Below are 12,395 nucleotides of genomic sequence, written 5' to 3'. Positions count from 1 at the left end.
ATGGTGCCTCCTGATGGCTGGTAAGCAATGACAGCCGAGTGTGATGCGTGAAGAGGATGCGACGAGAGCCGGCCCCGATGCACGGCGCAATCGAGCCGCCGCGTGCAACGCGTTGCCCATGTCGCGATTGCTGCTGGGAGCAGCGCGACGAATGAACTCTGATCGTGTAACGGCTGCGTGACGGCTGAGTGACTCGGAAGTGAATAACAGAGAGTGCGTTCAATGGCGCGCCGCCACACGTGATCGCTCGCGACGCTCAAGGTGCAATCAGGCACTCAGTCGTTGTGGCACGGGTCGTATGTTCGACATGCGGCAGCTTCATCGAGTCGGTCAGCACATTTCGTCCGACGGAATCTCGAGCGACGTTGCTTCGGTGCGCGGACGCTGCAGTTCGCCGCTTTCCAGGCGTCTCGTCAAAAGTCTCTTGCCGCTCCAAGCAGAGCCAGCACGAGCGGGATCGCCGGAATTGCCAGGATCGTCTGGGTGGCGGTGATGCCGGCCATCAGCGGTGCATCGCCGCCGAGCTGCCGCGCCATGATGTAGGCCGAAGAGGCCGTCGGCAGCGCCTGAAACAACAGCACAGCGAAGAGGCCCTGGCCCGTGAGCCCAGTGGCTGCAGCCGCCGCAACGGCCGCCAACGGCATGGCGATGAACTTGGCGAGCGATGACACCGCGACCGGACCGACCCAGGATCGAATCGCGCCGAACTCCAGCGCGGCGCCGACGCACAGCAGGCCGAGCGGCAGTGATGCGGCACCGAGCGAACGCAGCGCGGGTTCGAGCATGGACGGCAGGCCGAGGCCGAGCGCCTGCAGCAAGATACCTCCGGCTGAGCCGAGCACCAGCGGATTGACCAGGATCTGCCGCAGCATCGCGGTCGCGTTCATGCGCGCGGCGCCGAAGGCTGCAAAGATCATGACGCAGAGCACGTTTACGGTCGGCACGATGGCGGCGTTGCAGATCGCCGCAAGTGCGATGCCTTTGGCGCCGAACAATCCGGCGACGATCGATACGCCGACATAGTTGTTGAAGCGGACGCTGCCCTGGAACACCGAGGTGAAGGCGGCGCCATCGATCGGCAGCAACGGTCTCAGCAGCACGACCAGGCCGGCCACCAGGATGGTGGAGACGACCAGCACGGACGCCATCCCGAACACCGGCAGCGCGTCGAGCCGCGCAGTCGCCAGCCCGTGCAGGAACAGAGACGGCAAAAGCACGTAGTAGCCGAGGCGCTCGGCCTGCGGCCAGAATGCCTCGGCGAGAAAGACACGCCGGCGCAGGAAAGCACCGAGCGCGATCAGGATAATGACCGGCACCAGGGCCAGGAGGACGGCGCCGGTCATGCCGGTCGCTCCAGCTTCACTGCGAAGCTACGGCAATCGACCTGCGGCAACAGGGAACCCGGCGTTGCGGTCAGGATGAGCGTGGATGAGAGCATAGCGATTCCTGCGACGACGGCACTGATTAGCCGCCAGCAGGCTTGATGAAAAATTCTTATTTCTTTTGCTTTACTTGAGAAATCCTCATCGATTGGCGCACTGCCTCGGCAATCGCCTCCGCCAGCTTCTTGGCCGGCCGCTCGCGTCGTTCCAACAGCACGACGTCGCGCCGCAGCTGCGGCTTGCCGAACGGGGCGCGGTGAATCGCCGGTAAGGCCGGCAGCATGGCTTCCGAGACCGGCACTACGGCGACGCCGAGGCCGCGCTCGACCATGCGGACGATCACGTCCCGGCTGTCCAGCACCATGCCTTGCTGAGGCTCCAGGCCCTGTCGCCGCAGCTCCCGCGCGATGGTGCGCCCAGCCCAGGCCCGCGGATCGAATTGGATGAAGGGGAGATCGCGCAGCATCGCCTGCAGAGGGCGCCCAGCCTGGCTCTCCGGCGCGAGCACCCAGAACCGATCCTCGTAGAGGGCGGTCCAGGTCAATCCACCCGGGTGGGGCCGCACCGGTTCGGTGGTGATCGCGGCATCGAGCTCGTCGGCCGCGACGCGCTGTGCAAGCTCGGCAGACATGCCGGCCGACACGTGAATCCGCAGACCCGGATGTGCCTGACGCAGGGTGGCAAGCGCCTCGGGCAGCGGCCCGGCCAGCGCCGTCTGGATTGCACCCAGACGCAGGCGCCCGGTCAGATTCCGCTCATCACTCAGCGTCTCCGGAATCGTGTCGTAGAGCGAGACCAGGTTCTCGGCACGGCTCAGCAGCCTGCGTCCGGCTTCGGTCAGGCGGGGGTGGCGGGTCGATCGATCGAACAGGGGCGTGCCGAATTCCCGTTCCAGCGCCTTCACCTGCAGACTCACGGCTGATTGCGTCAGCCCGATCGCGGTCCCCGCCCGCGCGAACGTTCCGTGCTTGGCGATGGCGAGGAAGGTGCGGAGAGCGCGAAGTGACATCAAAGCGGTTTCGGATTTCGTGCCTGAGGCGAGCGCTGCGGCTGCAGCGGATACTCACATCGTCACGCGGTGCAAAGCAACCCTCCGGGGGGACCGCTGCTTCCGGCGGGGACGAGCGTGGTGCGATGGAGCGGATTCGAGGCGGCGCCGGCCTGTCGAGATGTGAAGTCGAATCCGCCCGGCTCGTTTCCGGTCAGCTCGTTGCAACCAAATTGAGGTCTTGATCGGCTCGGCGGCCGAGGCATCTCGTGATAGAAGCGTGCAATCCGCCGCACTGGCGCGGCTTGCGTCTGTTTGATCGGTTCATCCATGCCCCTCTGGACCTGTTCCCAATGCGGTGCGCAGTTTCCCGAAACGGCAGGGCCGCCCGCCGCCTGCACCATCTGCGAGGACGAGCGGCAGTTCGTGAACTGGGAGGGACAAACCTTCCTCAGCCGCGAGCAGATGTTGCGCGATCATCGGCTGATCTGGCGCGACGACCTCGGAGTCCCCGGCCTTCAGCTCGAGCCTCGCTTTGCCATCGGCCAGCGCGCGCTGCTGCTGTACGAGGCTGACGGCTGCGTGATGTGGGACTGTGTGCCGCTCGCCACCGACGCCGCCATCGCCTATGTGCGCTCGCTCGGCGGGCTGAAGGCGATCGCCGTCTCGCATCCGCACTTCTATGGTGCGGTTGCCGATTGGAGCGAAGCATTCGGCGGCGCGCCGATTTATCTGCATGGCGACGACCGCGCCTTCGTCACCCGGCCACACGCCTCGATCGTGCCGTGGTCGGGCGAAAGCGTCCAGCTCTCGGCCGATATCGCGCTCCATCGCACCGGCGGACACTTTCCCGGAGCCACCGTACTGCATTGGAAGAAGGGCGCCGATGGACAAGGCGCATTGTTCGTCGGTGACATCGCGATGGTGGCGATGGACCGTCGCCACGTCAGCTTCATGTACTCCTATCCGAACTACATCCCGCTCGGTCCGGCAGCCGTCCGCCGCATCGCCGAGGTCGTTGCACCGCTCGCCTTCGATCGCATCTATGGCGGTTGGTGGGACCGCAACATTGCCTCGGATGCCAAGGCCGCATTCAATGTGTCGGTGCAGCGCTATCTCGCCGCGATCGCGTGAACGCCCCGGCGTAAACTCCGAACGCCGCTGTCCCGACTAGCCGTCCTTCACGCTTCTGGCGACGATGAGGTTGCCGACCGCGCCGAGCGCCATCAAGACACAGGTGCCGAAGAACACGGATCGCATGCCGATATGGCCGCCGATGAAGCCGCCGGCCACCGGCCCGACCACCTGCCCGGCATATTGGGCCGACACCGAATAGCTGAGCAGGGTGCCGGTGACGGCCTCCGGCGCGTTGTGCCGGATCACGCTGGCGATGCAGGGCAGCAGGCCGCCCAGCGCCAGCCCCATCAGGAAGCGCAGCACGATGAGCTGCCAGCCCGTGGTCACGAAGGCCTGCGGGATCAGCAGGACGGCCGATATCGCTAGGCAGATGATCACGATGTTCCAATGTCCGATGCGGTCTGCGAGCTTGCCGAGCTGCGACGATGACAGCGCCGCGCCCAGCGCTGCTGCCGACATGACGAGACCCGCGACGAAGGTGACCTGCGCGGACTCGACCAGTTGCGCGACATAGACCGTGATGATCGGCTCGATCGACATGTTGGCGATCATCAACAACGCGCCGGTCGCGAGCATCGCGACGATGGGACGCTTGTCCGGCACCAGCGACCAGCCGCCGCGCGACCTCGCCTTGCGCTCTTTCGGCGGCCGCTTCTCCTCATGAATCAGGAAGGTCGTGGCGAGGAAGGTGATGAAGATGACCGCGCCCGCCATCAGGAAGGTGGCGCGGATACCAATTCGGGGCGGCAGCACGCCGCCGATCAGGGGGCCGACCAGATTGCCCGCCATGATGCCGGACGAGAGCACGCCGAGCGCCCATCCTGTCCGTGATTTCGGCGTCTGCGCCGCCACCAGCACCGTCGAGCCCGAGGCATAGCCGCCGAGCAGGCCCGTCAGCAACCGCAAGCCGACCAATTGCCAGACATCGTGCGCCATGCCGATCAGTGACATCGCCACCGCCATGCCGAGGCTCGCCCGGATCAGCATCAGCTTGCGACCGTAGCGGTCCGCCAGCCATCCCCACAGAGGCGCGGTCAGCGCCGCGGTGAAGAACGCCGCGCCGAAGGCGATGCCGGACCATTGCACGATCGCGGCGTGGTCGCTCACGCCGAGCTCTTCGACGTAGAGCGGCAGGAAGGGCAACAGCAGCGTCATCGCGACGATCGTCGTGAACGAGCCGAACACGCAGACCCAGAGATTGCGCTTCCATGGGCCGGACTCGTCGAAAGCGTCGATCTCGGTTGCTGCGGGCTTGGCCATGCGAAGCTCTGTTGAATGGATATCGTCGCGGCTGCGGCCCGTGCGTATAGGTCGCAGCGTCCCGGGGCAACCGCCCGAGCTGCATGACTCGGTTGCGGTCGGAGGCTCTTAGGTCCGACTCCAGCTGTGATGGCCGCTTTGCAAGGCGTTTCTCCCGCGCATAAGGCGGTTGCACCGAGCTTGGAACGGATCCACTTGCGGCCCGCACCGCGGCGCGTCATGAGTATCGCAGAGTCGGATGCAGATGGGACGATGGGATGATGCTCGCCATCAAGCTCGCGGTGACGCCGCTGATGATGCTGGCGATCTCGCTTGCCGCACGGCAATGGGGCACGTTTGTCGGCGGGCTTCTGTCGGGCTTGCCGCTGACCTCCGGGCCGATCTCGGTGTATCTCGCGGTCGAGCAGGGCGAGCTGTTTGCGCAGCGGGCGGCGGTTGCATCGCTGGCCGGATTGGCGGCTGTGCTCATCGCTTACTTGGCTTACGCGCTGTTGACGCGTGTCTGCACGCTCGCGCTCGCCTGCGCACTCAGCGTAATCGTGTTCTGTGCTTCTGCCTGGGCCCTGCTGGCGCTGCAATCGCCGGTGCTGGCGGTGGCGGTCGTGCTGGCGATGATCGCGATCCTGCTCGGACTGACCAAGGACAACATCGGTGCGCCGCGCGGCGCCCATGGCGGCCCTGCGATCAGCCTGCCGGTGCGCCTCGTGACCGCGGCTACGATGGTGTTGCTGACGACGAGCTTTGCGCGGCTTCTCGGACCCGACATTTCGGGCGTCGTCTCGCTCGTTCCGGTGATCGCCTGGCCGCTCACGTTGTTCGCGCATCTCGAAGGTGGCCGCACCAACGCGCTCCGGGTCGTCCGCGGTAATGCGATCGGCGCGATCGGCGTGGTCTCGTTCTACCTGGTCGTTGCGCAGCTGATCCTGCCCTATGGTTCGCTCGTCGCCTTCTCTGCCGCAACCGCTGCGGCGGTGCTGGCGGCATTCGTCCTCGTGCTGTTGCTGCGGCCACGCAAAGTCCGCGCGCTGTCATAGCGGCTGACGCGCGCGGGAGAGATCATCCCGCTCTCAGCCGTTCGGCGTGCGCAGCGGAAGCGTTGCAGGCACGGGCGATTCGCCCACGACCTCACGCGGATCGCCGCGCATCGCGAGCACCGCGACGAGGCCAAGGCCGACGCCGATCATCACGTAGAAGATTGGCGCCAGTGGCGAGCCGGTCAGCGCGATCAGCCAGGTCACGAAGAACTGGGCGAAACCGCCGAAGATCAGCACCGCCACGTTGTTGACGATTGAGAGCGAGGTTGAGCGTATGCGCACCGGGAACAGCTCGACCAGCGTGGTGCAGTACACGCCGAGGAAAAAGGCACTGAAGCAACCGATCACGACTTGGCAGATCAGGAGCTTGCCGATCGAAGGCGCCGCAATCACCCAGGCGTAGAGCGGATAGAGCAACGCGAAATAGCCGATCAGCGAGGCGAGCAGCAGCGGCTTGCGCGGATAGCGGTCGGAGATGGCGCCGGCGAGCGGCACGACGGCGATCATCGCCGCCGCCGCGATCAGCTGCACCAGGTAGCTCTGCATCAGCGGCAGCTTCAGCACCTCCCTGGCGTAGGTCACGGTGTAGCCGAAGGTGACGTAGAACGAGACCGCGCTCGCGACCACCATGCCCATGCCGATGAGGTAATTGCGCCCGGGATATCTCAGTGCCGCCGCAAATGTTTCGCTGTGTGTTGCCGCCTTGATGCGGGAGAACGCCTCTGGCTCGGCGAGCCTGGCGCGCATCACGAACAAGATCGGCACGATGGCAAGGCCGACGATGAAGGGAATACGCCAGGCGCCGGCGCTGAGCTGCTCCGGTGTGAACAGCAGGGTGATCCCGGCCCCGAGCGTCGCGCCCAGCGCATTGGCCATCAATTGTCCGCCGATCTGCCAGGATCCGTACAGGCCGGTGCGTCCGGGCGGCGCCGCCTCGATCAGATAGGCGGTGGAGGTGCCGAACTCGCCGCCGACCGAAAAGCCCTGCAGCAGCCGCGCGATCAACACGATGAACGGCGCGGCGAGGCCCGCGGTGGCGTAGGTCGGCGTCAGCGCCAAGAGTGCCACCGAGAGCGCCATCAGTGCCATGCCGAGCGTCATCGCGGCTTTGCGCCCTTTGATGTCGCCGAAATAGCCGAGTAGGAGTCCGCCGACCGGCCGCATGAAGAACCCGGTCCCGAACAGCGCCGTGGTCAACAGCAGCGCATTGATCTCGCTGCCGGGCACTTTCGGATCGACCGGGAAGAACAGGGTCTTGATGACCGGCGTCATCAGCGCGAACACCGTGAAATCGTACCATTCCATCGCATTGCCGGCGATGGCCGCCACGACGGCCGTCCTGTTGGTCTTTTGCATAGGCGCGTGCCCGTTCGGTTCGAAGTCAGGTGGAAGCGTCGAGCGCCGCCGGCTGCGGCGCGGCCGGTGCGTCGGCGTCGGTCCATTCGTCACCGAGGATCTCGGGCGTGGCGAAGGCCTTCAGATATTCGAAATGCCGCTCGCGATCATCGACGAACAGCCGTCGCACGATGCCGCGTGCGAGCCGGTCTGCGCCCTCGCTGATCGCGGGGATGTCGCCGGAAAGCTTGCCGTGACTGAGCGTGGCCGGATAGTTGAAGCAGTGCAGCCGCGACAATGCGGGGCAGACGCCCGGCATCTTCTCGAGGAATTCGAAGCTGTCGCCGAGATCGGGCGAGGATTCCAGCTCCGCATTTTCCATTCCTTCCGGGGGCGGAAAGCGATCGCGCCAGAAGCGGATGTGTGGGGCGAATTCGGCGAGCTCGGGCCGCCGCGCAAGATCCACCTCGAATCCGGTCCCGAAGATGATGAAGTCGACCTCGTGGCGGCCCTTCGGCGTGCTCACGACGACATGGTCGCCGATTTCGGTGAGATCGATGATCGGGCTCGCCAAGTGAAAATGCGCCTGCGCGAAGGCCGAGACGCGCAATACCGAGGGACGTGGCGGCGGCGTCTGCGCCTTGATGGTGTGATCGAGGAAGCGCCATTTCCATTCGTCCGGCAGGCCGGCAAAGCCGTGCACCACGCCCTGGCTGCCGATGCCGGTGAATTTGTTGATGCGCGGAATGTCGGGTCTGCGGATGAACAGGTCGAGCCGCGCCGCGCCCGCTTCGAGCGCCATCGCCGCATTGTCCATCGCCGATGCGCCGGCGCCGACCACCGCGACCCGCTTGCCCGCGAGGCGAGCGAAATCGATCATCTCGGCGGTATGGGCCCGGAAACGACGGTCAATTCGCGCGGCGATCTCAGGCACGTACGGGCCGCCGAGACCGTCGCGTCCGGTGGCGAGCACGACGTGCCGTGCAAGGATCTGCCGCGAGGTCCCGGCCTTGCGGATGTCGAGCGCCAGCAGGTCATCGCTGCGCGCGCAGATGCGCTCGACCGCGGCCTCATTGTGCACCGGCAGATTGAGCACCTTGCGGTACCAGATCAGATAGTCCATCCAGAGCGTGCGCGGTGCGCGGTCGAGCTTCTCCCAGGAGTCGTAGCCGAACTGCGCCTCATAGAAGGCGCGGAAGGTGAGCGCCGGCAGGCCCATGGCGGGCCCGGTTAGTTCCTTCGGCGACCGCAGCGTGAGCATGCGGGCATAGGTGACCCACGGACCTTCGTGGCCGGCCCTGGCGCGATCCAGCACCAAATGATTGTCGACGCCGAAGCGCTTGAGCATCGCAGAGGCCACCAGCCCGGCCATGCCGCCGCCGACAATGACGACGTCGACGACCTCCTGCCCATCGATCACGCGACGCGGCACCCATGATTTGGCCGGCCATTCCAGCCAGGCGAGGTCCTGCCGCAGGCGCGCTTCCAGCGCAGCGAGTCCTGCGGCATCGGGCGTGGTCATCGTCATCGGTCGGCTCTTTCGAATTGATCGGCGTCGGGGGCGTCGGCGAAGGCAGCGCTGCCTTCATGCAGTCTGGCACCCGGCATCAAGGTCACCGCGGCGCGCACCGCCTGGTTCAAGGCAGCCACGGTCGGGCTGAGCTCACGTCCGGCCGGCGAGATCGCGGCAAACAGGAACGGGATGGCCACGTCGAGCCGCCGCGTGACGACGCCGCTCATGTCGAGGCCTGCGGTCAGCACCGGTTCGATGATGGCGATGCCGAGCGACTGCTTGGCCATGGCGATCGCGGCCAGCGAGGCGTTGGTTTCGATCATCTCCCGCGGCCTGACGCCTGCACGCTCGAGTGCCGCTTCGACGCGACGCCGCAGTCGATATGGATTGGCCATGGTCAGGAGCCGGCGGCCGGTGAGGTCCTTCAGCCGGATCGCCTTCTTCTTCGCGAGCGGATGATCGGCGGCGAGGCACGCCACACAGGGCACCTCGCACACCCAGTGCACGTCGAGGCCGGGATGCTGGATCGGCAGGCTTGCCAGGCCGAAATCGGCCGACTGGGACAGCACGGATTGCGCGACATTCTCCGCCGAGAGCGACTGCACATGGACGTGGGCCGGCAGCAGATCGCCGTCGATCGCGGCGAGCGCACCCGGCACCACGCCGGCGGCGAGCGCGGGGATCGCGGCCAGGCTCAGCACCGGCAGAGCGCCAGCGCCGATCGCCGCCGCCCGTTCGCGGACGTGCTTCAGCCCGAGCAGCAGCCGCTCGACCTCGGCGTGGAACAGCACCCCTTTCGCCGTCGGCGCGATGCGCGGGCCGTTGCGCGAGAACAGCTGATAGCCGACGTCGGCTTCGAGATCCTGGATCTGCCGCGTCACCACGGGCTGCGATCGGCCGAGCAGCTTCGCCGCGCCGGTGATGCTGCCGGCGGACATCACCGCGGCGAAGGCTTCGAGGAGCCGGATGTCGATCACGTCATCATGCATTCCAGGCATTATGCACCAACATCAATTTGCTTGAAGCATAAAGTTCAGCCGGGCTTTGCCCGATCATTCACCACAAGAATGACAGATTAATCTTGATGCACAATTCGTATTATGGTCCCTTGCTGCCCATGTCGACACCACCTCCCGTCTTTCGCCATCCCGCCGCCGGACCGAACTTCCGCCGCGGCTGGGCCGACGATGCGGTCGCCGCGATCGAGGCTGACCAGTGCCGCACCGCCGATACGCATCTGATCCGGCTGATCGTGCCGGCGCTCGCAGGCATCGACCTTTATCTCAAGGACGAGTCGACCCATCCGACCGGCAGCCTCAAGCATCGGCTGGCGCGCTCGCTGTTTCTCTATGCGCTCTGCAACGGCCATATCCGCGAGGGCACGCCGGTGGTCGAGGCCTCGTCCGGCTCGACCGCAGTGTCGGAAGCCTATTTCGCGCAGATGATCGGCGTGCCGTTCTATGCGGTGATGCCGCGCACCACCTCGGCCGAGAAGATCGCCGCGATCGCGCATTATGGCGGCAACTGCCATTTGATCGACGACGGGCGCGCGCTCTATGCCGAGGCCGCCGCGCTCGCGGGTCACCTCGGTGGTCACTACATGGATCAGTTCACCTTCGCCGAACGGGCGACCGACTGGCGTGGCAACAACAACATCGCCGAGTCGATCTTCACGCAGCTCGCCGGCGAGCGGCACCCCGTGCCGGAGTGGATCGTGATGGGTGCCGGCACCGGCGGCACCTCTGCCACGATCGGGCGCTATTTGCGCTACCGGCGCTATCCGACCAGGCTCTGTGTCGCCGATGTCGAGCACTCGGCGTTTTTCGATGCCTTTTGCGCCGGTGATTGCACGCGCGTGTGCGAGCGACCATCGCTGATCGAAGGCGTTGGGCGCCCGCGCTGCGAACCGTCCTTCGTTCCGGGCGTGGTCGATCGCATGATGAAGGTGCCGGATGCCGCGTCAATCGCGGCCATGAACGTGTTGACGCGGCGGCTGCCACGTTCCGTCGGTGGCTCGACGGGGACGAACTTCCTGGCGCTGTGCCGGCTTGCGGCGGAGATGCGCCGTACCGGGCAGACCGGATCGCTGGTGACGCTGATCTGCGATTCCGGCGAGCGCTATCGCCAGACCTATTATGAGCCGAGCTGGCTCGCTGCGCGCGGGCTCGATCCCGCGCCTTACGAGGCCGCGCTGGCGGCCTTCCTGGAGACGGGGCAGTCTTTGACTGTTTCGGTTCAGGATGCCGACAATCCCTGCCATTCGAGAGGTGCCGCATGACCACGCTGATCGAAAAGCTTGCGGGCGTGCCGCCCGGCTCCAGGCTCGGCGAGGCGCTCAAGATCCGCGCCGAGGTGATGCGGTTGAGCGAGGCGGCGCATGATGCCGTGCTGGTGCCGCGCGATCCCGGTGGCCTGAGCCACGCCTTACGCGCGGCATTGGCGGCGCGGATGTGTCGCCATGTCGGCAACGACGCCTTGGTTGCGCATTATGAGGGCTATTTCGCGCATGCCGGAGACGCCGAGGTCGCGGTGCTTGCGCAGCCCGGCGCGGTGAGCGGCGATCCCCGGCAGGATGCGATGGCTGTTCACGCCGACATGCTGACGAGAGCGCCGCGGCAAGCGACGCGCAACGATATCGAGGCCTTGAAGGCGGCCGGCGTCAGCGAGCCCGATATCGTCCGGCTCTCCGAGCTTGCCGCGTTCGTGAACTATCAGCTGCGCGTGATTGCCGGCCTTGAGCTGTTGAAGGAGGTTGAGGGGCAATGAAGAAGCCGGTCCACGACTTCACGGCCGAGGTTCCGGAGTGGTCGCCTTATGTGACCCCGGTCGACATCGCGCAGGCCACGCCGGAACAGCGTGCTGCGATGAAGGTCACACCGTCCAACAAGGGCGTCTCGGCCTACGTCCTCACGTTGGCGCACGATCCTGAATCGCTCGAGGTCCGCTCGCCGCTGTTCAACCTGATCATGTATGGCAAGGACGGCCTTGCCTCCGCGGAACGCGAACTTGGCGCGACCGGCGCCTCGGTCGTCAACCGCTGCATCTATTGCACGGCGGTGCACGCCTCGCGCTTTCTCAACCTGACCAAGCGCAATGATGTGATCGAGGCGATCTTTGCCGATGAGCGCGAGGCCAAGCTCGAGCCGCGTCACCAGGCGCTGTTCGACTTCGCCGCCAAGCTGTCGACGACGCCGATCGAGGCCACCGTCGCGGACGTGCGCGCCCTCAAAGAAGCGGGGCTGAGCGAGCTCGAGCAGCTCGATCTGGTGCTCTCGGTGGCGATCTTCGGCTGGGCCAACCGGCTGATGCATACGCTCGGCGAACCGCTGGCTTGAGGTGCCTGCCGGAGCTGCGGGACCTCACAGCACCACGAGCGCGGCGGCGAGCACGAATCCGCAAATGTAAGTGAACAATGCACCGATCGCGCGCAGCGGGTTGGCCCGGTTCAGTGGCCCGCCCCACAGCAGCCCCGCCACGATCAAAACGCGGGCGGCGGTGGCGATGAGGATCACCGCATTGATCCAGGCCGGGGCGCCATGTGCCGCGTACCACAGGAATAGCACTGCCAGGAATGGCGCATATTCCGCGGTATTGCCATGTGCCCGCACCGCGCGGTGCACCGGATCGGTCGGTTCGGTATCGTGGCCGATGCCCTTGGCGTGGCGCCTGCGCGTGATGGAGACGTTGAGGCCGAGCCCGAACAGCAGCAGGCCAAGCACAGCGGTACAGGTGATGGCAATGGTCAC

Annotated in this window: 12 protein-coding genes; 5 read left to right on the top strand and 7 right to left on the bottom strand. The window is 66.0% G+C overall.

Annotated elements, in window-relative coordinates:
* Positions 1-413: 413 nt before the first annotated feature.
* Both QX034_RS07150 and QX034_RS07145 read right to left on the bottom strand, forming a co-directional pair.
* Positions 414-1,343, bottom strand: coding sequence for an AEC family transporter (locus tag QX034_RS07150; RefSeq protein ID WP_316195129.1), 930 nt, complete (start codon positions 1,341-1,343; stop codon positions 414-416).
* A gap of 151 nt (positions 1,344-1,494) precedes the next feature.
* On the bottom strand, positions 1,495-2,391 hold the full coding sequence (locus QX034_RS07145; protein WP_315707286.1) for a LysR family transcriptional regulator: 897 nt from the start codon (positions 2,389-2,391) through the stop codon (positions 1,495-1,497).
* A gap of 309 nt (positions 2,392-2,700) precedes the next feature.
* On the opposite strand from QX034_RS07145, the gene QX034_RS07140 reads away from it, so the two are divergent.
* The gene (locus QX034_RS07140; RefSeq protein WP_315707285.1) at positions 2,701-3,504 is read left to right on the top strand and encodes an MBL fold metallo-hydrolase; all 804 of its coding nucleotides are present in this window, start codon (positions 2,701-2,703) and stop codon (positions 3,502-3,504) included.
* Positions 3,505-3,540: 36 nt separating this feature from the next.
* Here QX034_RS07140 and QX034_RS07135 read toward each other — a convergent pair whose 3' ends face one another.
* Complete coding sequence (locus QX034_RS07135; RefSeq protein ID WP_315707284.1) at positions 3,541-4,767, bottom strand: MFS transporter; 1,227 nt, start codon at positions 4,765-4,767, stop codon at positions 3,541-3,543.
* A 257-nt stretch (positions 4,768-5,024) separates the two neighbouring features.
* On the opposite strand from QX034_RS07135, the gene QX034_RS07130 reads away from it, so the two are divergent.
* A complete protein-coding gene (locus QX034_RS07130) occupies positions 5,025-5,801 on the top strand; it encodes a hypothetical protein (protein WP_315707283.1) in 777 nt (258 codons plus the stop codon).
* 33 nt (positions 5,802-5,834) lie between these two features.
* On the opposite strand, the gene QX034_RS07125 is transcribed toward QX034_RS07130, so the two are convergent.
* From QX034_RS07125 to QX034_RS07115, 3 genes are read right to left on the bottom strand one after another with little or no spacing between them, the layout of a single operon-like run.
* Positions 5,835-7,157, bottom strand: a complete 1,323-nt coding sequence (locus tag QX034_RS07125) for an MFS transporter (RefSeq protein ID WP_316195127.1) — start codon at positions 7,155-7,157, stop codon at positions 5,835-5,837.
* A gap of 25 nt (positions 7,158-7,182) precedes the next feature.
* Positions 7,183-8,664: an NAD(P)/FAD-dependent oxidoreductase gene (locus tag QX034_RS07120; protein WP_316195125.1), complete on the bottom strand. Its 1,482-nt coding sequence runs from the start codon at positions 8,662-8,664 to the stop codon at positions 7,183-7,185.
* Complete coding sequence (locus tag QX034_RS07115; protein ID WP_316195123.1) at positions 8,661-9,638, bottom strand: LysR family transcriptional regulator; 978 nt, start codon at positions 9,636-9,638, stop codon at positions 8,661-8,663. The genes QX034_RS07120 and QX034_RS07115 overlap by 4 nt, the downstream gene beginning before the upstream one ends.
* A 128-nt stretch (positions 9,639-9,766) precedes the next feature.
* Between QX034_RS07115 and QX034_RS07110 the strand changes: the two genes are divergently transcribed.
* Genes QX034_RS07110 through QX034_RS07100 form a run of 3 tightly spaced genes read left to right on the top strand, consistent with a single transcriptional unit; the run spans position 9,767 to position 11,984 of the window.
* Complete coding sequence (locus tag QX034_RS07110; protein ID WP_315707280.1) at positions 9,767-10,927, top strand: PLP-dependent cysteine synthase family protein; 1,161 nt, start codon at positions 9,767-9,769, stop codon at positions 10,925-10,927.
* On the top strand, positions 10,924-11,415 hold the full coding sequence (locus tag QX034_RS07105; protein ID WP_316195121.1) for a hypothetical protein: 492 nt from the start codon (positions 10,924-10,926) through the stop codon (positions 11,413-11,415). Before QX034_RS07110 ends, QX034_RS07105 begins: the two co-directional genes overlap by 4 nt.
* Positions 11,412-11,984, top strand: a complete 573-nt coding sequence (locus QX034_RS07100; protein WP_315707278.1) for a peroxidase-related enzyme — start codon at positions 11,412-11,414, stop codon at positions 11,982-11,984. The genes QX034_RS07105 and QX034_RS07100 overlap by 4 nt, the downstream gene beginning before the upstream one ends.
* Before the next feature lie 24 nt (positions 11,985-12,008).
* Here the strand turns inward: QX034_RS07100 and QX034_RS07095 are convergent, their stop codons facing one another.
* Positions 12,009-12,395, bottom strand: coding sequence for an MAPEG family protein (locus QX034_RS07095; RefSeq protein ID WP_315707277.1), 387 nt, complete (start codon positions 12,393-12,395; stop codon positions 12,009-12,011).

It is taken from the genome of Bradyrhizobium sp. SZCCHNR3119 (assembly GCF_032487775.1).
Classification (GTDB): domain Bacteria; phylum Pseudomonadota; class Alphaproteobacteria; order Rhizobiales; family Xanthobacteraceae; genus Bradyrhizobium.
The sequence above is the reverse complement of the archived record's forward strand: the minus strand, read 5'-3'. Positions and strand labels throughout refer to the sequence as shown.

Excerpts from the sequence above, each read along its gene's own strand:
- QX034_RS07135 (WP_315707284.1), bottom strand. The coding sequence starts at position 4,767 with ATGGCCAAGCCCGCAGCAACCGAGATCGACGCTTTCGACGAGTCCGGC.
- QX034_RS07115 (WP_316195123.1), bottom strand. The coding sequence starts at position 9,638 with ATGCATGATGACGTGATCGACATCCGGCTCCTCGAAGCCTTCGCCGCG.
- QX034_RS07110 (WP_315707280.1), top strand. The coding sequence starts at position 9,767 with ATGTCGACACCACCTCCCGTCTTTCGCCATCCCGCCGCCGGACCGAAC.
- QX034_RS07130 (WP_315707283.1), top strand. The coding sequence starts at position 5,025 with ATGATGCTCGCCATCAAGCTCGCGGTGACGCCGCTGATGATGCTGGCG.
- QX034_RS07105 (WP_316195121.1), top strand. The coding sequence starts at position 10,924 with ATGACCACGCTGATCGAAAAGCTTGCGGGCGTGCCGCCCGGCTCCAGG.
- QX034_RS07100 (WP_315707278.1), top strand. The coding sequence starts at position 11,412 with ATGAAGAAGCCGGTCCACGACTTCACGGCCGAGGTTCCGGAGTGGTCG.
- QX034_RS07140 (WP_315707285.1), top strand. The coding sequence starts at position 2,701 with ATGCCCCTCTGGACCTGTTCCCAATGCGGTGCGCAGTTTCCCGAAACG.
- QX034_RS07120 (WP_316195125.1), bottom strand. The coding sequence starts at position 8,664 with ATGACGATGACCACGCCCGATGCCGCAGGACTCGCTGCGCTGGAAGCG.
- QX034_RS07150 (WP_316195129.1), bottom strand. The coding sequence starts at position 1,343 with ATGACCGGCGCCGTCCTCCTGGCCCTGGTGCCGGTCATTATCCTGATC.
- QX034_RS07125 (WP_316195127.1), bottom strand. The coding sequence starts at position 7,157 with ATGCAAAAGACCAACAGGACGGCCGTCGTGGCGGCCATCGCCGGCAAT.
- QX034_RS07145 (WP_315707286.1), bottom strand. The coding sequence starts at position 2,391 with ATGTCACTTCGCGCTCTCCGCACCTTCCTCGCCATCGCCAAGCACGGA.